The following is a 20,379-nucleotide window of genomic DNA, read 5'->3' as shown; positions in this document are numbered from 1 at the left end:
AGGGGAGGTAAAATCTCTATAACAGTATACCCTCAGGGGTTACTTAGACCTAAATTGTACGCTCACCCTTTTTCACTTATGGACTCAAAACTACCCAGACCTTCTCGACTCCTCTCAAAAAATACTGCTTCAAAAAACAAACATAGGAGACCTTACTGCGGTCTAACTGCATAGGAACTCCCTGTTTATTCCGTATCAACTGCCCTCTAACAGCCCAGTCACCACCCGTCTATCATCTATCAACTTTCAACTAACTTCTGTCATTTACCCCCTGCCATCTAAGGTGTGATTTTTGTACCTGCTGTTTTATTGCTTTATTTAAAAGTTCAGCCATGAACAAGGACAATAGAAATTAACTTTCACCTGCCATCTATTAATAAACAAAGTCCAACAACCATGGGAAAAAACTTAACAGGAAAGACAGTGGTCATCACCGGCGCCTCAAGTGGCGTAGGACGCGCCATAGCATTAGAGTTCGCTCGCTCAGGGGCTGATTTGGTACTGGCAGCAAGAAGAGAACAGGCGCTGACAGAAGTAGCAGTAGAATGCGATAATCTCGGCGGTAAGGCATTAAAAGTAATTACTGATGTCACGGATCCGGTAGCAGTAAAAAGATTGGCTCAGGCAGCCATAGATTTCAGTGGAAAAATTGACGTTTGGGTGAACAATGCAGGTGTACTTGCAGCCGGCGCTATCGATGAAGCGCCGGTAGAAATACACAATCAGGTAATCCAAACCAACTTGATTGGGTATATAAATGGCGCCGCCGCTGTAATCCCGTTTTTCAAACGGCAAGGACATGGAATTCTGATTAACAACATTTCTGTTGGAGGATGGTTCCCAGTTCCATATGCAATTGGCTATTCCGCAAGCAAGTTTGGACTGAGAGGCTTTTCCGAAGCGTTACGAGGTGAATTGCACCAATGGCATGATATCCATGTTTGCGACCTGTTCCCGGGATTCCTCGATACACCAGGTATTCAGCACGCCGCAAACTACACAGGCCGCTATATAAAACCAGCACCTCCGGTCTACGATCCACAAAGAGTTGCACGGGCAACCGTATGCATAGCAAAAAATCCCCGGAACGCTAAAACCATAGGAAGTACCTCGACCTTTCTAAGGCTTGCACATGCAATTTTCCCAGGCCTTTCACGGTCCATAACTGCAAGCGTTATCGAATCCTACCTGAAAAAAGCCGAACACACAGCAGAAACAAGCGGAAACCTTTTTGAACCGGTTGAATTTGGCACCAGTATTCATGGGGGATGGAGCAATGCGGTCTCATCTCATAAACGCACCATAGGCCTTTTACTGTTTGCAACCGTTGCTGGCATACTATTAATGCGGCAAAAGGGATGACCTCCGGTCAAAGGGACGATCCAATACTTTGTAAGATCAGTGCAATCAAAGCAGCAGCAAGTGTATTAAAAAAATTCACTGCATCATTGTTGATAAAACGCTTGCGCTGAAGTGTGGCTCCTAACACTGAATCTAAAATATTGCCTGCCGTTCCGGCAATAATGATCAGCCAGAAATATCTGCTCCAGCTTAAACCGGTTACGTAAATAAGAGCAATGATCACACTTCCTGCAATGCCACAAAGTGTACCTTCCAGACTTACCACGCCATCTAATCCCCTTTTGTCCTTTCGGAAGGTAAGTATATTATAAAACCTTCTGCCATAAACATTGCCCAATTCAGAAGACAACGTATCAGCGGTTGCAGAAGATAGGCTTGCGGCCATCATCATGCTGAATAAAACTTGATGTTCAGGAAAAAAAATAGTCATCAATCCTAGTAAGGCAGCAACACCCCCGTTTGCCAAAACCTGGCTGGCTTTCCTCTTCCCCCTCCCCATTTCTTCCAAATGAAGCTGTTGTTTGTAATTTATTTTCCATGAAGTAGCAGCCGTGCCCAGGATAAAAAAAGCACCAATCATTGCAATACCCGTAAAACCTGCCCCTAGGTAAATCAGAAAACCTATCAGGCCACCAGTAAGTGCACCGGCCAAATCTAGCTTACCTGTCCTGACACTTAAAAACATGGCGCTTAATAAAAGCGCCAGCAACAACCAAAAATCAGTTTGCATGGGTGTAAAATAAAGCCATCCTCAATACAATCCCACAAAAACTTGCATACCTAACCATATCTCTACTGTCTTACATATCCATCTTCCTTCGGAACAGCAGAAACCAACTGGTAATCAGTGCGTTCTGCCAAACGATGGTCAGGCGCCGCAACTGTTTGGGACGATTTGGGCGAAACATTGTTGAAATAAACAACTTTCTTTTCCAGTAAGTCCTTGTCCTCATTATAATATCGAACCTCTACAGTAGCGGTTTTAACGGTCTCATTGCTCTTATTGGTCAACGTTAGTTTTAACCCTTGTACTCCCAACATCCACAAGCTTTCTGCAGGAACGTTTGAACTGACACTGATAAAATTAGTAATGTTAGTTGCTGTATGTGATGTCTCAGACTTCCGTTTTGGGACACTTTCTACTGGCGCTTGCGCTGTATTTGTTTCTTCAGTTTTCACCTCGTTATTTTCAGTTCTATCCCTCGATCCAAATAGCCTCCCAAAGAAACCATTTTTTTTACCTCCGGATTTTTCCTTTTTCTTGGATTCTGCTGCAACATCCTCTGTTACTTTATCATTGATAATTTGCGCAGTATCTAAGCTTTCCACAGGTGTTGTTTCATGGTTGCTATCATCCTTCGCAATGCTATTACTGATTGTCTCAATTGGTTTCAGTGAATGATTATTATGAGCTTGTTTAGAATTTACTTTGGCCTTTTCGATTGAACCGGGAACCATGCTTGTATCAGTATTTGGACCAGTTGCCAATCCAGATGTAGGTTCATTGGTAAGGGACCTGCTTAAATTTTGAGGCTGTACATTCCCTTGTGCCACATCATCCTTCTTAAGTTCCAGGGTCGGCTTTGCTCCAACTATATCCTCATAATTATTAATAAGGACTCCCTTGTAAAATATAATGCCTAAGGAAATCAGGAACACCACAGACACCCCGGTCAGAATGCTTTTTCTCCTTCTTGCCTTCTTCTTTTTTTGAATTTGCTTCGTATACAACCATGCAGAATAGTCTTCCCCAATTTCACTGGTGGTCCTGGCAACCTTGGTTTCTAACTCATATGGCGTATCAAAAAGCATGGATTCCGGTTTCAATGTTCTATTTTCTGTTGAAGAACCATGCTCTAAAGCTGCAAAAGCCCTTTTCCGGATAGCTTCAGCCTTCTGCTCTAGAGTTTCTTCTAAATGCTCATGTTGGTGTTCCTCCCTATGCAAATGATGATCGGGCAAGGAAACATAAACATTCTTGGAGGTCACTGATTTGGAAGCAAAAGGGGCATCCATATCTGAAGCTAAAATCTCTTGATGCGGCGCATCATCTCGCTTTACTTCTTTTTCCTTTTGAACAGGAGGGGCTTCTAAGTGTAGAAATGGCTTTAAAGATGCAATTTCGTAGGGAAAGGACCAGCCAGCGCTCCTTCCTTCTTCCCAAACGAGATCAGTTGTCTTCAATTCATGTTGCAAAAGTTCTTCAAGACTAAAAGGCCCCGATTGGTGATTGTCTCTTAAAAGTAAATAACCCTTTTGCATAGTGGTGTTTTTTAGCCCCAAAACAGTTCGTATTAGTAAACGATTGCCGGAAAAATGCTATTATATACGGATCCAGGCAAAGGTTCAACCCGGATCTAAAGTTTATTTCAACTAACTATTATACTGGTTGTATCATAAAAGCCCACTATTCCAGCAGTGTTGGATTATTAAAGACAGATCAAATAGCATTCCATATATAAATATATTGATTTAACTCGGTGTATAAAAGTTATTATTAAATAAAAATTAACCAGTATATATCCTTTCTCAACCACCCCATCCTGACCTCTCTCATTTTTCCACCTGATAATCCTCAGAATTTATGCAGGCCTATGTCTGAAACTTTGCTTCTTTCTGAAAACCAACCCATAAAATAATGGAAGCCATTGTAGCTAATACAAAAAAGCCAATGCCAGTCCAGGGAATCGTACAATGCTATCATTGTGGCGAAACCTGCGACAATAGCTTATCAGACGACAATCACTTCTTCTGCTGCGAAGGCTGCAAATTCGTCTATGGACTCCTCAAAGAAAACGGCCTTTGCAACTATTATGAATTAAGTCAAACTCCCGGAATCAAAATAAAAGGCAAGTTCGCCACTGAAAAGTTCGCCTATCTGGATCACGCTGATGTCCAACAAAAGTTAATCAGGTTCACCGACGGCACCCAAAGCCATGTGAGTTTTTACCTCCCCCAAATGCACTGTGCTTCCTGTATCTGGCTTTTGGAAAACCTGCATACCATCCAGCCGGGGATCCTGTTTTCCAAAACTAACTTTGGCCGTAAGGAGATCTTCATAGCCTTCAACCCAGAAGCCACTTCATTAAGGAAAGTGGTGGAACTCCTGGCATTCGTGGGCTATGAGCCATATATCAGTTTCAACGACTCTGAGGCGAAAAAACCAAGGAAAGTCTCCAGGAAGCAGATATTCAAAATTGGTGTTGCCGGATTTTGTTTCAGCAATATCATGATGCTAAGTTTCCCCGAATATTTTTCTTCCGGGAACATTACAGAAAGCTATCTAAAGCATATTTTCAGCTATTTAAACCTGTTCCTGGCACTGCCGGTATTCTTTTACTGCGCCTCTGAATTCTTTATTTCTGCCTGGAAAGGCCTTCAGCAAAAATGGCTGAACATCGATGCTCCTATTGCATTGTCCATTTTAATTACTTTCTCCCGAAGCGTATACGAAGTACTTTCCGGCACGGGAGCCGGCTATTTCGACTCCATGGCGGGCATTGTTTTATTTATGCTTGCCGGCCGCTGGTTTCAGAATAAAACCTATGACTCCTTTTCTTTTGACAGGGACTACAAATCATACTTCCCTCTTGGTGTTACTGTGATAAAAGATGGTAAAGAATCGCCCGTCCCCATTAGCGCCTTGCAATCAGACGACCACATCATCGTTCGTCACAATGAAATGATTCCTGCCGATGCAGTACTGATCAAAGGTGAAGGCAATATCGACTACAGTTTTGTTTCAGGCGAAAACACTCCCGTTGTTAAAAACAAGGGAGAACTCATTTATGCTGGTGCCAGGCAATTAAGCGGCAGCATAGAACTACAAGTAGTGAAAACGGTTTCACAAAGCTATATTACCCAGCTCTGGAACAACAATGAGGTTTTTGGACCTCAGAAAAACAAGGACAAATCCTTCATCCACCCTTGGAGCCGCTATTTTACTGTCGTACTCTTCTCTATTGCGGCTAGCGCCGGGATCTATTGGTGGTTTGTAAATCCTGCTAATATTTTACCCGCAGTTTCCGCCGCACTGATCGTAGCTTGCCCCTGCTCCTTATTGCTATCTGCTACGTTCACTTTTGGCAATATGCTGCGCATCTTTGGCAAAAACCAGTTCTATCTTAAGAATTCTTCTATCATTGAGGCACTGTCCCGCATCAACACCATAGTTTTTGATAAAACAGGTACGCTCACCCATACCGCAAAAGCTACGATTGAATTCAATGGACAACCATTGACCCAGGCAGAAAAAAGCATCATTTATTCAGCCGTTAAAGAATCTGCCCACCCGCTAAGTCGTATGCTGAAAAAAGCTTTTCTTCAGGAAGAAACCATAGAAAACTTATACGTTGAAAACTTCAGGGAACTGGCCGGAAAAGGAATTGAAGCAACCATTAGCAATTCCCATATCCGTATTGGGTCTCAAACTTTTGTAACTGGTGAGCAGCTTAAAGCCCCTGCCAATGGAACCCAGGTTTGGATAGCCATAAATGGACAAACCCGTGGCTGTTTCCAGATTAGCAACAGCTATAGGCAAGGCGTCAAAGAAATGGCCAGGAAATTAAATGAAGGGAAATTCGACCTGCATGTTTTGTCAGGGGATAATGCAGCAGAAAAAGAAAACCTCCAGCAGATCTTTGGTACAACCGCGCCCCTGCAGTTTAATCAATCCCCTCAAAGCAAACTGGAATACATCAAATTGTTGAAAGACCAGGATCCGGCCAGCCGGGTATTGATGCTTGGTGATGGCCTGAACGATGCAGGCGCACTCAGGCAGAGTGATGTAGGCGTTGCTGTGAGTGAAAACACCAGCCAGTTTACACCAGCCTGTGATGCGATAATGGATAGCACCCAGGCAGGCAAGCTCCATGCATTTTTAGCATATGCCAGGTCAGGGAAATTTATTGTAACAGCAAGCTTTATCCTTTCAATCTTATACAATATCGTTGGATTAAGTTTTGCCGTCCAGGCATTACTTTCTCCCTTGGTAGCGGCCATTTTGATGCCATTAAGCTCCATTTCAATTGTAACATTTGTAACAATAGCAACATCTGTTTCAGCGAGAAAGAAAGGACTATAAATGAAGAAAAAAACTTATGGCCATTCGTGAAAATTGTTCTAAAAGCTCAACCATTTCAGCCAATAATTGGACAAAACATACTTTATAATCACTTGATCTTAGTCATAAATATTATAAAAAAGACATAAGAGACGATTTTAAAACAGCATATAAAGAACCTTATTGAGTAGTTGATTTCCACCTCATTATTCAATAAACATCTCTTTAAACTGATAATCGTCATGCAACAACTTGAGATATATCATACGACACGCGTATGATGAAAAATATTTTTGAATTTATAAAATCATGCTTTAATGGGTGTATTAGTAATCTTAATTGCTATCAGCATATTGGTAGCAGGAGGGTTTTTAGCAGCTTTCATCTGGTCGGTAAAAAAAGGCCAGTATGATGATGATTATACACCTTCTGTACGTATGCTCTTCGACGACAATCCTTCAAATAACAACAATAGCAATAGCAAAATCTCTTAATTCCAAAACAATACAGATTCATGCAACTTGAAAAACTCAATCATGAAAACGATGCGGTAAAACCTCATCAAACGGCTGCTGTTAATAGAGAAACCTTCTACTATGACAATGCCATCGTTCGCAATTTTGCCGCTGCCACCATTATCTGGGGCGTTGTAGGTATGCTTGCCGGACTCTGGGCTGCTTTACAACTGGTATTTCCAACCGTATTAAACTTACAGCCTTATGTCAACTTTGGACGCCTCCGTCCACTCCATACCAATGCTGTGATCTTTGCCTTTGTAGGTAATGGTATCTTCATGGGGTATTATTATTCACTGCAACGCCTGCTGAAAACCCGCATGGCCTCTGATGTACTCAGCAGGATCCATTTCTGGGGTTGGCAAGCAATTATCGTTGCCGCAGCCATAACCCTCCCCTTGGGCTTTACCACAGGTAAAGAATATGCTGAATTGGAATGGCCAATAGACATTGCAATAACCATCATCTGGGTTGTTTTTGGATGGAACATGTTTGCTACAATTTTCAAACGCCGTGAACGACACCTATACGTAGCCATCTGGTTTTACATTGCAACTTTCGTTACAGTTGCTGTTCTGCATATCGTAAACTCTTTTGAATTGCCCGTTAGCTTTCTCAAAAGCTACTCCGCCTTTGCAGGCGTACAAGATGCGTTGGTGCAATGGTGGTATGGCCACAATGCTGTTGCCTTCTTCTTAACAACCCCTTACCTGGGATTGATGTATTACTTCTTACCCAAGGCAGCCAACAGGCCGGTATTTTCATACAAACTTTCCATCATCCACTTCTGGTCGCTGATATTTATTTACATATGGGCTGGTCCTCACCACCTGCTTTATACAGCTTTACCCAACTGGGCTCAATCATTGGGTATTGTATTCTCCTTTTCACTGATATTCCCAAGCTGGGGCGGCATGATCAACGGTCTTTTAACGCTGCGGGGCGCATGGGATAAAGTAAGAGAAGATGTTATCCTGAAATTCCTGGTAGTCGCTGTGACTGCTTATGGTATGGCTACATTCGAAGGTCCGATGATGTCACTGAAAAGCATCAATGCCATCAGCCACTTTACTGACTGGACAATTGCACACGTTCACGTAGGTGGTCTAGGCTGGAATGCTATGCTCACTTTCGGTATCCTTTACTGGCTGGTTCCTAGAATTTACCGTACTGACCTGTATTCTAAAAAACTGGCGAATGCACATTTCTGGATTGCTACTTTAGGTATCCTTTTCTATGCAGTTCCAATGTATTGGGCCGGCTTTGCTCAGGCATCCATGTGGAAACAATTTACACCCAGTGGTCAATTGAAATACCAGTTCCTTGAAACGGTAACTTTCATGAAGCCGTTTTATGCCACTCGTTCATTTGGTGGAGCGTTGTTTGTAATTGGTGCTATCCTTATGATGTACAACCTGTTCAAAACAGCCAAGAAGGGAAGCTTGCTGGCTAATGAACAAGCAGAAGCTCCTGCAATGGAAAAGGTTTACAAAAAGCATGCAGGCGAACACTGGCATCGCTGGATTGAAAGAAAACCAACTCCCCTATTGGTGGCATCCCTTATTGTAATCCTGATTGGTGGTGCAGTGGAAATGATCCCAACCTTTTTGGTGAAATCAAACATCCCAACCATTGCCAGTGTAAAACCTTACACGCCATTGGAATTACAGGGTCGCGATATCTATGTACGTGAAGGTTGCTATACCTGTCACTCGCAAATGGTTCGTCCTTTCCGTTCTGAAACCGAACGCTATGGCGAATATTCAAAAGCTGGAGAGTTTGTTTATGACCATCCATTCCAATGGGGTTCAAAACGTACTGGCCCGGATCTCGGTCGTGAAGGCGCAGGTAACAACAGGAAATCAGACACTTGGCATTTTAACCACCTGGATGACCCTCAGTCAATTTCAACTGGTTCTATAATGCCTCCTTACTCATTCCTGATCGATCATAAGCTGGATACAGCTAGTACAGCGGCAAAAATTAATGCCATGCGTAAACTGGGTGTACCCTATGAAGCTGGTTACGAAAAGATAGCTAATCAGGACCTGATGAACCAGGCCGCTGCCATTACGAAGAACCTGCAAAAAGACAGCATCAACGTTCCCGCAGATAGGGAGGTCATTGCTGTAATCGCTTACCTGCAACGCCTGGGTAAGGACATTAGTAATAATAAAACCGCAGAACTTAAATAATCTGGTTATGCTGAAATATATTAAACAATATGCCTCAACCATTCAAGGGATTGACATATACCCGACTATTTCCCTGCTGATCTTCGTCCTCTTTTTCATCGCAGTTCTATACTATGTAAAAACGATGGATAAAAAGAAGGTAGAGGAAATCAGCAGCCTGCCTCTGGATTTGGATATAAACCAGGATCAACACGCACAGGTATCATCACACTAAAACAAGCTTCATTTATGAGAATCAATTTTAATTATAAAACCATTATTACTTGTGCACTGGTAGCATTGCTTTCACAATCTGCCACATGGGCACAGGATGCAACGGAGGCTACAAAATCCGCGGCCACAGCCAATTCAGGTGAATGGATCTATTATGGCATTGCCACATCCATCTTCTTTATCCTGTTTTTGATGACCATAGTTATCTTCAAAATGAAGGCCATCAATAAAGCTGAAACAGGAGAACCAGTCTCCTTTGGGAAATGGTGGTCAGTAGTAAATAGTAAAATATTTACAAAAGCTGTTCCGGTAGAAAAAGAAGAAGATATTCTTTTAGACCATGATTATGATGGCATCAAAGAGTTGGATAACTCATTGCCACCTTGGTGGAAATATGGTTTTTACCTTACAATAATACTGGCAGTGATCTATTTATTGCGCTTCCATGTATTCAAAACTGGTCCTACTCCGGAAGAAGAATACCGCACCGAAATGTCAATGGCTGCTGCACAATTGGAGGAATACCGCAAACAATCAAATGATAATGTTGATGAAAAAACAGTAACAATGGCTGATGCTGCAGGTATTGCGGAAGGTAAAAAGATCTTCGGACAAAGTTGCTTCCCATGCCACGGCGCCAATGGAGAAGGTGGTGTTGGCCCCAACTTGACCGATGATTATTGGTTGCATGGCGGCAGGATCAATGATGTATTTAAGACCATCAAATTTGGCGTTCCCGATAAAGGAATGCAAGCCTGGGAAAAAACGTTTTCACCTTCTCAAATCAAAAACCTGGCAAGCTTTATCAAATCTATCAAAGGAACAAAGCCTGCTAATGCAAAAGCTCCTCAAGGAGATCTGTTCACAGAGACTGCATCTGTAGACAAGACAGGGGCAGCTTCTGATAGTACAAAAACTAAATAATAACTATGAAAAATAAAATGGTGGCTACAGAAGATAATGTTGCTGCGGTAAAGAAAGAAATGTTGGATCAATCTTTTCGTGATTCTGTAGCCACCATTAACAAAGAAGGAAAGCGTAATTTCCTCTTTCCCAAAAAGCCAAAGGGAAAGTTGTACAACCTCCGAACCGTAGCATCACTGGTATATCTGGTAATATTTTTCTCGGTGCCATTTATTAAAATAAATGGACAGCCTCTCTTTTTATTTAATATTGTTGAAAGGAAATTCATCCTGTTCGGAGTGATCTTCTGGCCTCAGGATTTTTACATCTTCGCTATAGGTTTCCTTTCCTTCATTGTTTTCATTATTCTATTCACGGTGGTATTTGGCCGTGTTTGGTGCGGCTGGGCCTGCCCGCAAACAGTATTCATGGAAATGGTTTTCCGGAAAATTGAATACTGGCTGGATGGAGACAGCCAGGCACAAAAACGCCTTAAAGAAATGCCATGGAATGGTTATAAGATCAGGAAACGGGCTATCAAAATAGCTGTTTTCTTCTCTATCTCTTTCCTGATCGCCAACTTCGCACTTGCCTATCTGGTAGGTATGGATGATGTATTTAAAATGATCAATGAAGGCATCACGGCAAACTTTGGTACGTTTTCATCATTGATCGCCTTTACAACAGTTTTCTTCCTGGTTTTTTACTGGTTCAGAGAGCAAGCCTGCATTGTAGTCTGCCCATATGGAAGATTACAAGGTGTCCTGCTTGACCGTAAATCTTTAGTTGTTGCCTATGACTATGTTCGGGGCGAGCCAAGGGGAAAGGCTAAAAAAACGCCTGCACCAGCCTTGGATACTGCTGGCGATTGTGTAGATTGCTTTGCCTGTGTACGTGTTTGTCCAACAGGAATCGATATTCGTAATGGCACACAGCTAGAATGTGTCAACTGCACTGCCTGTATAGACGCCTGTGATGCAATCATGGAAAAATTGAACAGGCCAACAGGTTTGATCCGTTTAGACTCGGAAGAAAACATTGCACATTCTAAAAAAACAGGTAACTGGAGATTAAAAGCATACTCTACTGTAATGGTACTGTTACTTGGATTTTTAGTTTACCTGCTGGTAAGCCGCAACGATATTGATGCAACAGTATTACGTACACCTGGACAAATTTTCCAAACACTGCCTGATGGCCGTCTAAGTAATCTGTACAATATCAAACTTGCCAATAAAACAAGAAAGGATGTGACCTTGACATTGAAGCTCGAAAATATTAAAGGAGAAATAAACATTGTTGGCAATAACCTGACAGTTCCGAATGAATCCTATTTCCAAACACCTTTCTTCGTTAAAATTAATCGTAGCGAAATCGTTCGCCGTAAGACTCATATTATTATAGGTGTATATGTAAATGGAAAAAGAATTAAGTCGACAGAAACAACTTTCCTTGGACCTGGTTATTAATGGAGATCCAATCCTGGAAAGCTGACCATAAACGATAAACAATAAACTTTTTTTATATGAAAATCACTTGGGGACATAAGATCGCAGTAGTTTACCTGATGTTCGTTGCTGGGATTTTATTTTTAGTTTTCAAAGCAAACAAGGAAAGCTTTGATTTGGTAACCAATAACTACTATGAAGAAGAACTGAAGTTCCAGGATGTCATTGATCAGAAACAAAGAGCTTCTGCTCTATCTGCCTTGCCCGAGGTTGCTTATGAAGCTGGTGAGATTTCCATTCAGTTTCCTCAGGAATTCGCAAACAAGGAAGTTAAGGGAGTAGTCTATTTATATAGACCTTCAGACGCAAAGAAAGATATTCATCAAGCATTTACTGTAACAGGGACAAAATTAAAATTAGCACTGCCAACAATAAACCCTGGTCTTTATGATATTAAACTTTCCTGGCAGGCTGATGGAAAAACCTATTTCCACGAACTAAAAAAGTTCTTTTAGTGACAGCAACAAATTACGATTCAATGGTAGCTAAAGAGCTTTTGTAATTATTTTATGGGTATAACCGAAGTAATAAGCACAGCATTTTTAATGGGAACAGTTGGCAGCCTCCATTGTATCGGGATGTGCGGCCCGCTTGCGCTTGCTTTGCCCTTAGGTCACCGCTCAGAAGGAGGACGATTGATAGGTGGTGTGATCTATAATTTTGGTAGGATTACAACTTACTCAATATTTGGATTGATCTTGGGAATTGCCGGAGAACACTTGTTTTCCAATAAGGTGCAAAGCATTTTATCTATTACCCTAGGCATACTGATCTTAATCTACCTGTTTATACCAGTAAAGAAAAAAGCATCGTCTGCTATTATTACCTGGGCCAATGAGCCATTTATTAAATTGAGAATGGCAATGGGAAAGCTGTTTAAATCCACCAAATCAACTTCCCTGTTTTCTATAGGACTCCTCAATGGATTATTACCCTGCGGTTTGGTTTACCTCGCAATTACTTCATCTTTATTAACGGGCACAGCATTGAAAGGAAGTTTATTCATGATGTTTTTCGGCTTGGGTACCTTCCCTGCTATGCTGGCTACAGTCTTTTTTGGCAGTTATTTCAACCAGCAATTCCGGTTGAAACTACGCAATGCAGTCCCTGTTTTCCTGTTTATAATGGCAACCTTGCTGGTCTTAAGAGGACTTAATTTGGGCATCCCTTTTATCAGCCCGGCCCTGCCCGATAATCCCCAGGATGCAGTCCTTTGTCATTAATCTCCATATATTTTTACTACAGCTTTTCCTCCCGACTGGATATAACCTCGATACATGCCTTCAGTATTAAACGGCATAGTTATATTCCCAGCTTTATCAACTGCAATCAAACCTCCATCGCCTCCCAGGTCTGGTAACCTTTTCTTGATCATTTCATAAGCGGCCTCATCTAAAGTGACTTTTTTATAGGCCATCATATCACACACACTTTTGGCCATTACCAACCGGATAAAATATTCCCCCCATCCTGTACAACTGACAGCACAGGTATTATTGTCTGCATAAGTTCCTGCTCCAATAATGGGAGAATCTCCTACCCTGCCAAACTTTTTATTGGTCATACCGCCAGTACTGGTAGCAGCCGCAAGATTGCCATACGAATCCAAAGCAACTGCGCCAACGGTTCCAAACTTCGAATCGTGATGCACCGGCAAAACTTGAGAACTTTTATTACTATGATCCAACTCAACACTATCCGGATCCGTGCTTCTTACCCTTAAAAAACTCTTCCAGCGGTCTTCTGTATAAAAATATTTCGGGTCAACGATCTCTATGCCATGCAAAGCAGCGAACTTTTCAGCCCCTTTTCCCACCATCATCACATGCCCGCTTTTTTCCATAACAGCCCGTGCAGCACTGATTGGGTTTTTAATATTGGTAACTCCAGCAACAGCACCTGCCGCTAATGTTTTTCCATCCATGATCGATGCATCCAACTCGTTCTTCCCTTCATTGGTAAAAACTGATCCTTTGCCAGCATTAAAAAGAGGATTGTCTTCCAATTCTTTTACAGCCTTCTCAACAGCATCCAATGCACTCCCACCTTTGCTTAAAATACCGTATCCATCCTCCAATGCCTGCTTCAATGCAAGCTCGTACTCCTTTTCTTTTTCCGGGGTCATGTTCTTTTTCAATATCGTTCCGGCTCCACCATGGACTACCAAAACAACTTTATTGCTATGAGCATTCGCTTGTTGACCCTGAACATAATTCATAACAAATAGTAATAAAATCAATAATAATTTGTTCATCCTGAAAACAATTTACTCATCAAAACGTTAGCCAATTAAGAACCTGGATACAACAGCACAAGTCCCTTTCACTTAAAGTTTTAAGGAACATTAACCAAACCGCTTTAATCCGTAAAATTAAAATAAGGTTTAATGATGTAATTGAGTTAAAAGAATTGAATTTAAGTTATATACGGCTATTCACTTGTCTAATTGTAAGCTGATTAATTATTTTTACAATCAAAATTTTTCAACTGAAGAAGTTTCTTAATATATTATTGCGCCTCTTCCTGTTTTTAATGCTATTAATTGCAGTAACTTGGGGATTACTACATACCGACTGGGGGCAAAACTGGCTATCCAAACAGGTGACAAAAAGACTTTCCCGCAATTTACAAACCAAAATCAGCATTGATCATGTGGAAGTGGGCTTTTTTAATAGGCTGAATCTTGGCGGTGTGCTCCTGGAAGATCGTAAAAAAGATACCCTCCTTTACGCTGGTACCGTCCAGGTTCGTATAACAGATTGGTTCTTTTTAAAAACCAAAGCTGAATTAAAATACATCGGTCTGGAAGATGCATTGATAAAACTTCAACGAAAAGACTCTATTTGGAATTATAGCTTTTTAGCAGATTACTTTGCATCACCAGGCACCAGCACTCCTAAAAAGAAGGCTGGAATCGAGTTCAATTTAAAAGAAATCATTCTTCGCAATGTAACTTTTATCCAAAAAGATGCCTGGTTAGGCAGGGATATGATCGTAAAAACAGGTTCAATGAACCTGGATGCCAATAATTTGAGCATCTCTAAAAGAATACTGGATATTTCAAAAATAGAATTGGTACGTCCATATTTTCACATCAATGATTATACGGGAAATAGACCTAAACGTTTAAAAAGGAAATTCCCAAAGAAAATTACGAACGATTCATTACAATGGAATGTCGACAATTGGACGATGCTTGTAAATAATATCTCTCTTGAAAATGGAACTTTCCGTAATGACCGTAACGGACTTACCTCTACGGTAAATCATTTTGATGGCGAACATATAAACTTTAGTAAAATAACCGGCAGTATCAAAAACTTGCGTTGGATCGCTGATACGATCAAAGCTGATATTGATATTTCTTCAAAAGAAAGAAGTGGCTTGGTAGTACACAGGTTGAAAACAGCTTATAGATTCCATCCGCAATTAATGGAATTCTCTAAACTATATATTAAAACAAATCGCAGTGTACTTACAGACTACTATGCGATGAGGTTTAACAGCCTGGATAGCATGAATAATTTTTTACATGCTGTAGAGTTGGAAGGACACTTCAAAAACTCCATTATACATAGCGATGACATCGCATATTTTGCACCTCAAATCAAAGACTGGAACCGCACCATCCAGGTAAGCGGCAGGGCCAAAGGTTCCGTTGATGATTTGTCTGGACAAAACATGAGGGTGAAAATGGGTAATAACACCTTCATCAGTGGTGACATCAGCATCGTTGGATTGCCTTCAATCAACTCTTCTTTCATTAACATCAAGGCGGATGAACTGCGCACTACTTACGCTGATGCAGTGAACCTGGTTCCAGCAATCAGAACGATTACAACTCCAAACCTGCGCCAACTTCAGTTCTTGCGATTTACAGGCACTTACACTGGCTTTTTAAGAGATTTTGTAATGTATGGCAATATCCAGACTGCCTTGGGTACATTAGAGACCGACTTGAACATGAAGTTTCCTGGCAATAAGCCACCCGTTTACTCCGGAAGCTTGGCTACCAGGGGATTTCACCTGGGCAGGTTTATCAATAGTCCTCAACTGGGAACTTTTGCTTTCGACGGCGACCTCAAAGGGCGGGGATTTGATTGGAAAACCCTTGACCTGAATGTTGATGGCACAGTTCATAAAATTCAGTATAACAAATACACCTATCAGAATATTACCGCCAAAGGACGCATAAGCAAACAAGTGCTGGATGGTAATTTCACTGTAAAAGACCCTAATGCAGATTTGCATTTGACAGGAATCATCGACTTAAGCAAGAAGCAGCCCATCTTTAATGCACATGCCAATATTGCGTATGCTAACTTGCTACCCCTTCAGATCTCGAAAGAGGATCTCGTGCTGAAAGGAATATTTGACTTAAACTTCTCAGGAAATAACTTGAGCGATTTTACTGGGAACGCACGCATTAGTAATGGAACCTTGCTTCACAATGGCAAACAGCTATTATTCGATTCACTTGTTGTTGCCACTGATTATAAGAATGGTGTAAAAACGCTGCGAGCCAATTCAAATGAATTCTCGGGAACTGTAACCGGCAATTTTGACATAAATACATTACCAGACGCATTCATGTTATTTTTGAACCGCTATTATCCATCTTACATTAAAGCCCCAAGACGGCAACTTCCAAAACAAGCCTTTACATTCGAAATTACTACTGGGATAATTGAAGATTACATTAAACTGGCAGATAAACGGTTATCAGGTTTTAACAACAGCTATATATCCGGTTCGCTGAATCTCGATTCCAATTCAATGACCATTAATGCCAATGTCCCCCAGTTTGCGTATGAAAAATATGAGTTTTCCAACATCGAATTAAATGGAAATGGTAACCTGGATAGGCTAGTACTTTCCGGCCAGGTGAACAATGCCATAGTAAGCGATAGCCTGAACTTTCCACATACCACTTTTAGCATACAGGCTCGTAATGACATATCCGATGTCACATTAAACACTACAGCCAACCAAACGATTAATGAAGCATCACTTTCCACACAGGTTCAAACCTTTTCTGATGGATTTAAGCTATTATTCAATCCATCTTCTTTTGTGATCAATGGTAAAACATGGACAGTTGACCAGGGAGGTGAATTGAACTTCCGGAAAAATACAGTGGTTCATGGCGAAGTGGCACTGAGAGAAACGAACCAGGAAATACACCTGACTACGCGCCCTTCTGATATTGGCAACTGGAATGATCTTTTCGTAAATCTGCAAAATATTAACCTTGGTGATATTTCCCCGCTTCTTGTGAAAACCAATCGAATTGAAGGGTTGCTTTCGGGGGAGATCCAGGTAGAAGATCCTCAAAACAGGTTCAATGTAAATTCCAACATCCGGGCCGAAGAACTTAGAGTGGATAATGACTCTATCGGACAAGTAGTAGCATCCGTCGAATACAACAATAATACTGGTTTATTGACAGGTAAAGGAAACAATGTTGATGAAGATCACAAGGTATCTTTTGACCTCGCACTCGATTTAAAAGATTCTGCCAATTTCCACCGCGACCGCATTTCCGTCCGTGCAGAAACCTATCCAGCCAAAATATTGGAGCGCTTTATCGGTACACTGTTCTCTGACCTTCAAGGATACATAACTGGGAACCTGGATATCTTAGGAGAGGGTGCTTCCCGTGATTATGTCGGAAAAGCTGCCATCAAAGACGCTTCCTTAAAAGTAAACTTCACACAGGTAAATTATAAAATAGATGATGCGGTTATAGACTTAAAGGAAAATGAAATTGATTTTGGTACACTGAAGCTCCGGGATAGAAATGGCAATACAGCCACAGTACGTGGTAAAATAAAACATAAAGGTTTCAGGGATATGGATTTTGATATCCAGGCAAAAGTAGACGCCCGCCCGATGGAATTGCTGAACACCACCTACAATGATAACCAGGCATTTTATGGTAAAGCTTATGGTACAGGAGAATTCGTTCTCGTAGGTCCTCAAAACGACATATTAATGAACATAGATGCAGTTGCATCTCAAACCGATAGTTCCTTTATTACATTACCCCCCTCTAGCAGCCGCGAAAGCGGTACTGCAAACTTTATGGTGGAAAGAAAATATGGGCGCGAAATGACTGGTGAAGATTTTCGTGGGGCTGCCACCAATATCACCTATGTGGTTAATTTGACAGCCAATCCAATGGTGAATGTCCAGGTGATCCTGGATGAATTGACAGGTGATATTATCCGGGGTAATGGTTCAGGCAATCTGCGCATCAGCTCAGGTTCAAATGAACCTTTATCACTTCGTGGCCGGTATGAAATACAAAAAGGAAATTACCTGTTCACTTTTCAATCATTCTTTAAAAAGCCATTTGAATTACGTCCGGGCGGTAATAATTACATCGAATGGAATGGAGACCCCTATGATGCTACTATTCACTTTGACGCCGTTTACAAAGCTGAAAATGTAAGCTTTGCTCCGTTGACTGGAGGTACGGGTTTATTAGAAGCCAAAGATTTTTCTAATGTGAGAAGCGATGTGAATGTATTAGCTACCTTAACTGGAGAACTATTCCGCCCGACCTTCGACTTCAAACTGGAGTTTCCTGACCAATCGTTACTCAATAAAGATCACACCTTACCATATGCGATCCAGCAAATTGAAAGAAATACAAATGAATTGAACAAGCAGGTAACCTATCTAATCGTGTTCAATAGCTTTGCTCCTTATGGCGAAAGTTCAGGTGGTCTGAGTAAACAATTCAGCGAACTGGCTTATAGCACGATTTCAGGTTTGTTTTTCGGTGAAGTAAATAAAAGACTGAACCAACTCTTAGGCAGAATACTGCAAAATAATGACCTCACAGTAAACTTTACAGGTTCAGTTTACAACCGTAATCTGGTCGATCAGAGTGCCAGGGGCTTCAACATCAACCAAACCAACTTTAATATCAGCGTAGGAAGAGCCTTTTTCGAAAACCGGTTTGTGCTCACGTTCGGAAGTACTTTTGATGTCCCCCTCCAATCAGACTTGGCGCAGAATATCCAATTCCTGCCTGATGTAACCGCAGAATGGCTCATCAATAAATCTGGCTCAATAAGAGCCACTTTCTTTTACCGCCAAAACCTCGACTTTTTCATGCCTGGAGGAAGTAGTCAGGCTACAGGGAGCCGCACCACTAGAACAGGTGCAGGTATTGCATATCGCAAAGAGTTTGATTCAATTTCTAAAATCCTCTTCGGAAGAAAAAAAGGAACAAGGAAAATTAGTTCACTCGATTCTGCTATCACTCCTTGAAAAACATTCTCAATCAGGCATGAAAAAGATCCTAGAACACCTAAAAGAATATTATTTTTTCCTTGAAAAACGTGTATTTATTCTTTCCGCTTTATTCATTTCCATACTGATCTTTATAAATTATTACCACAACCTTAATAAAATCATCACAACTTACAGTTATGATAAACAGTTTTATTGTTGGTACATTGTCTTTACTGCGGCTTTCTCATTTCCTTACATTTTAACGCTTTTTTTTAAAAGGCAGTTCAAGTTGCTCAATTCAAAGTTTATACTCTTACTGCTCATAGCACCGCTCATCTTTTCCTGGAAAATGGTTTATAAACCAGAATTCCATTTCACAACTAATAACATATTGAATGATTATTGGAACCAGGTCGCTTATTGGCCATTTAAATTAATAGTCATGGTGACCATATTATTAATTACATGGCAGGTTTTTAATAGAGAACAGCATTTCTATGGCATAAAATCCAAAAACATTCAGTGGAGACCATATTGGGTAATGTTGCTGATCATGGCACCGCTCATTTCATCTGCTGCAACCCAATCCGACTTTTTAACTGTTTATCCAAAATTTCAACAGGTTTTATTTCTGTCGCAACCTCAAAGCTCCGGGTGGCATCAATTGCTATATGAACTTTCATATGGCACTGATTTCATTTCAATAGAGTTATTTTTCAGGGGTTTTCTCATCTTAGCTTTTGCACACTGGGCCGGCAAAGATGCAATATTACCAATGGCACTTTTCTACTGCACCATCCATTTCGGAAAGCCATTAGGGGAATGTATTTCATCATTTTTTGGAGGTATAATTCTGGGTGTAGTCACCTTCAATACAAGAACCATTTGGGGCGGCCTAATGGTCCACCTTGGAATTGCCTGGATGATGGAACTGGCGGGATATATAGCAAAATAAAAAACTGCAAGCCTGTAAGCCGGATTCTGTTTCATCCTTTCGGACATAGCTACCATTTATCTGGCCCGGTTATTACTAACCGGATCTATCTGCCTACCCTGGACCATCGGACGAGCAGCCCTCAAACAGCCCTATACATGGCATTTCAGCACGCAAGGTTTACCCTCCAATTGTGTTACCACAACAAGACGCAGGCTCTTACCCTGCATTTTCACCCTTACCAATTATTGATATATTCCTATGTCAATAATTGGCGGTTATTTTCTGTGGCACTATCTCGTATCCCGGAAAACGGGAAAGCCGGCTATTAACCGGTACGTTGCTCTGTGCTGTCCGGACTTTCCTTAACGCCTATCAGCGCCACGGTAGCACAGCCTGCAGTAATTATATTATGAAAAGAGCAATTGCAAAGATACATTAT

Annotated in this window: 14 protein-coding genes and 1 other RNA gene; 11 read left to right on the top strand and 4 right to left on the bottom strand. The window is 41.2% G+C overall.

Annotation, left to right across the window (positions count from 1 at the left end; genetic code table 11):
• Positions 1-396 precede the first annotated feature (396 nt).
• Positions 397-1,362: an SDR family oxidoreductase gene (locus OCK74_RS22660; RefSeq protein ID WP_279299379.1), complete on the top strand. Its 966-nt coding sequence runs from the start codon at positions 397-399 to the stop codon at positions 1,360-1,362.
• A 7-nt stretch (positions 1,363-1,369) separates the two neighbouring features.
• On the opposite strand, the gene OCK74_RS22655 is transcribed toward OCK74_RS22660, so the two are convergent.
• Together OCK74_RS22655 and OCK74_RS22650 are read right to left on the bottom strand one after the other, a co-directional pair.
• The gene (locus OCK74_RS22655) at positions 1,370-2,092 is read right to left on the bottom strand and encodes a DUF92 domain-containing protein (protein WP_279299378.1); all 723 of its coding nucleotides are present in this window, start codon (positions 2,090-2,092) and stop codon (positions 1,370-1,372) included.
• Between the two features lie 62 nt (positions 2,093-2,154).
• Positions 2,155-3,624: a hypothetical protein gene (locus tag OCK74_RS22650; protein WP_279299377.1), complete on the bottom strand. Its 1,470-nt coding sequence runs from the start codon at positions 3,622-3,624 to the stop codon at positions 2,155-2,157.
• A gap of 376 nt (positions 3,625-4,000) precedes the next feature.
• On the opposite strand from OCK74_RS22650, the gene OCK74_RS22645 reads away from it, so the two are divergent.
• From OCK74_RS22645 to OCK74_RS22610, 8 genes are all read left to right on the top strand, one after another.
• Complete coding sequence (locus OCK74_RS22645; protein WP_279299376.1) at positions 4,001-6,445, top strand: heavy metal translocating P-type ATPase; 2,445 nt, start codon at positions 4,001-4,003, stop codon at positions 6,443-6,445.
• A gap of 296 nt (positions 6,446-6,741) precedes the next feature.
• Positions 6,742-6,918 (top strand): cbb3-type cytochrome oxidase assembly protein CcoS, encoded by a 177-nt coding sequence (ccoS, locus tag OCK74_RS22640; protein WP_279299375.1) that lies wholly within the window; start codon positions 6,742-6,744, stop codon positions 6,916-6,918.
• 20 nt (positions 6,919-6,938) lie between these two features.
• Positions 6,939-9,134, top strand: a complete 2,196-nt coding sequence (gene ccoN, locus OCK74_RS22635; RefSeq protein WP_279299374.1) for a cytochrome-c oxidase, cbb3-type subunit I — start codon at positions 6,939-6,941, stop codon at positions 9,132-9,134.
• 7 nt (positions 9,135-9,141) lie between these two features.
• Positions 9,142-9,348, top strand: coding sequence for a CcoQ/FixQ family Cbb3-type cytochrome c oxidase assembly chaperone (locus tag OCK74_RS22630; protein WP_279299373.1), 207 nt, complete (start codon positions 9,142-9,144; stop codon positions 9,346-9,348).
• A gap of 14 nt (positions 9,349-9,362) precedes the next feature.
• Positions 9,363-10,271 (top strand): cbb3-type cytochrome c oxidase N-terminal domain-containing protein, encoded by a 909-nt coding sequence (locus tag OCK74_RS22625; protein WP_279299372.1) that lies wholly within the window; start codon positions 9,363-9,365, stop codon positions 10,269-10,271.
• 5 nt (positions 10,272-10,276) lie between these two features.
• Entirely contained in the window at positions 10,277-11,719 is a 1,443-nt protein-coding gene (gene ccoG / locus OCK74_RS22620; protein ID WP_279299371.1) for a cytochrome c oxidase accessory protein CcoG, read from the top strand.
• 56 nt (positions 11,720-11,775) lie between these two features.
• On the top strand, positions 11,776-12,213 hold the full coding sequence (locus tag OCK74_RS22615) for a FixH family protein (protein WP_279299370.1): 438 nt from the start codon (positions 11,776-11,778) through the stop codon (positions 12,211-12,213).
• Positions 12,214-12,267: 54 nt separating this feature from the next.
• On the top strand, positions 12,268-12,981 hold the full coding sequence (locus OCK74_RS22610) for a sulfite exporter TauE/SafE family protein (RefSeq protein ID WP_279299369.1): 714 nt from the start codon (positions 12,268-12,270) through the stop codon (positions 12,979-12,981).
• On the opposite strand, the gene OCK74_RS22605 is transcribed toward OCK74_RS22610, so the two are convergent.
• Positions 12,978-14,012, bottom strand: a complete 1,035-nt coding sequence (locus tag OCK74_RS22605) for an isoaspartyl peptidase/L-asparaginase family protein (RefSeq protein ID WP_279299368.1) — start codon at positions 14,010-14,012, stop codon at positions 12,978-12,980. The genes OCK74_RS22610 and OCK74_RS22605 overlap by 4 nt on opposite strands.
• Positions 14,013-14,290: 278 nt before the next feature.
• Between OCK74_RS22605 and OCK74_RS22600 the strand changes: the two genes are divergently transcribed.
• Positions 14,291-19,039 carry a translocation/assembly module TamB domain-containing protein gene (locus OCK74_RS22600; RefSeq protein WP_279299367.1) on the top strand — a complete coding sequence of 1,583 codons (4,749 nt, stop codon included), beginning with the start codon at positions 14,291-14,293 and terminating at the stop codon, positions 19,037-19,039.
• Positions 19,040-19,058: 19 nt separating this feature from the next.
• Complete coding sequence (locus OCK74_RS22595; protein WP_279299366.1) at positions 19,059-19,958, top strand: CPBP family intramembrane glutamic endopeptidase; 900 nt, start codon at positions 19,059-19,061, stop codon at positions 19,956-19,958.
• Here OCK74_RS22595 and rnpB read toward each other — a convergent pair.
• Positions 19,958-20,340, bottom strand: an RNA gene (rnpB, locus tag OCK74_RS22590) — RNase P RNA component class A. The genes OCK74_RS22595 and rnpB overlap by 1 nt on opposite strands.
• Between the last annotated feature and the right edge of the window lie 39 nt (positions 20,341-20,379).

The organism is Paraflavisolibacter caeni, assembly GCF_025628885.1.
Classification (GTDB): Bacteria; Bacteroidota; Bacteroidia; order Chitinophagales; family Chitinophagaceae; genus Flavisolibacter; species Flavisolibacter caeni.
The sequence above is the reverse complement of the archived record's forward strand: the minus strand, read 5'-3'. Positions and strand labels throughout refer to the sequence as shown.

Excerpts from the sequence above, each read along its gene's own strand:
- OCK74_RS22660 (WP_279299379.1), top strand. The coding sequence starts at position 397 with ATGGGAAAAAACTTAACAGGAAAGACAGTGGTCATCACCGGCGCCTCA.
- OCK74_RS22655 (WP_279299378.1), bottom strand. The coding sequence starts at position 2,092 with ATGCAAACTGATTTTTGGTTGTTGCTGGCGCTTTTATTAAGCGCCATG.
- OCK74_RS22650 (WP_279299377.1), bottom strand. The coding sequence starts at position 3,624 with ATGCAAAAGGGTTATTTACTTTTAAGAGACAATCACCAATCGGGGCCT.
- OCK74_RS22645 (WP_279299376.1), top strand. The coding sequence starts at position 4,001 with ATGGAAGCCATTGTAGCTAATACAAAAAAGCCAATGCCAGTCCAGGGA.
- ccoS (WP_279299375.1), top strand. The coding sequence starts at position 6,742 with ATGGGTGTATTAGTAATCTTAATTGCTATCAGCATATTGGTAGCAGGA.
- ccoN (WP_279299374.1), top strand. The coding sequence starts at position 6,939 with ATGCAACTTGAAAAACTCAATCATGAAAACGATGCGGTAAAACCTCAT.
- OCK74_RS22630 (WP_279299373.1), top strand. The coding sequence starts at position 9,142 with ATGCTGAAATATATTAAACAATATGCCTCAACCATTCAAGGGATTGAC.
- OCK74_RS22625 (WP_279299372.1), top strand. The coding sequence starts at position 9,363 with ATGAGAATCAATTTTAATTATAAAACCATTATTACTTGTGCACTGGTA.
- ccoG (WP_279299371.1), top strand. The coding sequence starts at position 10,277 with ATGAAAAATAAAATGGTGGCTACAGAAGATAATGTTGCTGCGGTAAAG.
- OCK74_RS22615 (WP_279299370.1), top strand. The coding sequence starts at position 11,776 with ATGAAAATCACTTGGGGACATAAGATCGCAGTAGTTTACCTGATGTTC.
- OCK74_RS22610 (WP_279299369.1), top strand. The coding sequence starts at position 12,268 with ATGGGTATAACCGAAGTAATAAGCACAGCATTTTTAATGGGAACAGTT.
- OCK74_RS22605 (WP_279299368.1), bottom strand. The coding sequence starts at position 14,012 with ATGAACAAATTATTATTGATTTTATTACTATTTGTTATGAATTATGTT.
- OCK74_RS22600 (WP_279299367.1), top strand. The coding sequence starts at position 14,291 with ATGCTATTAATTGCAGTAACTTGGGGATTACTACATACCGACTGGGGG.
- OCK74_RS22595 (WP_279299366.1), top strand. The coding sequence starts at position 19,059 with ATGAAAAAGATCCTAGAACACCTAAAAGAATATTATTTTTTCCTTGAA.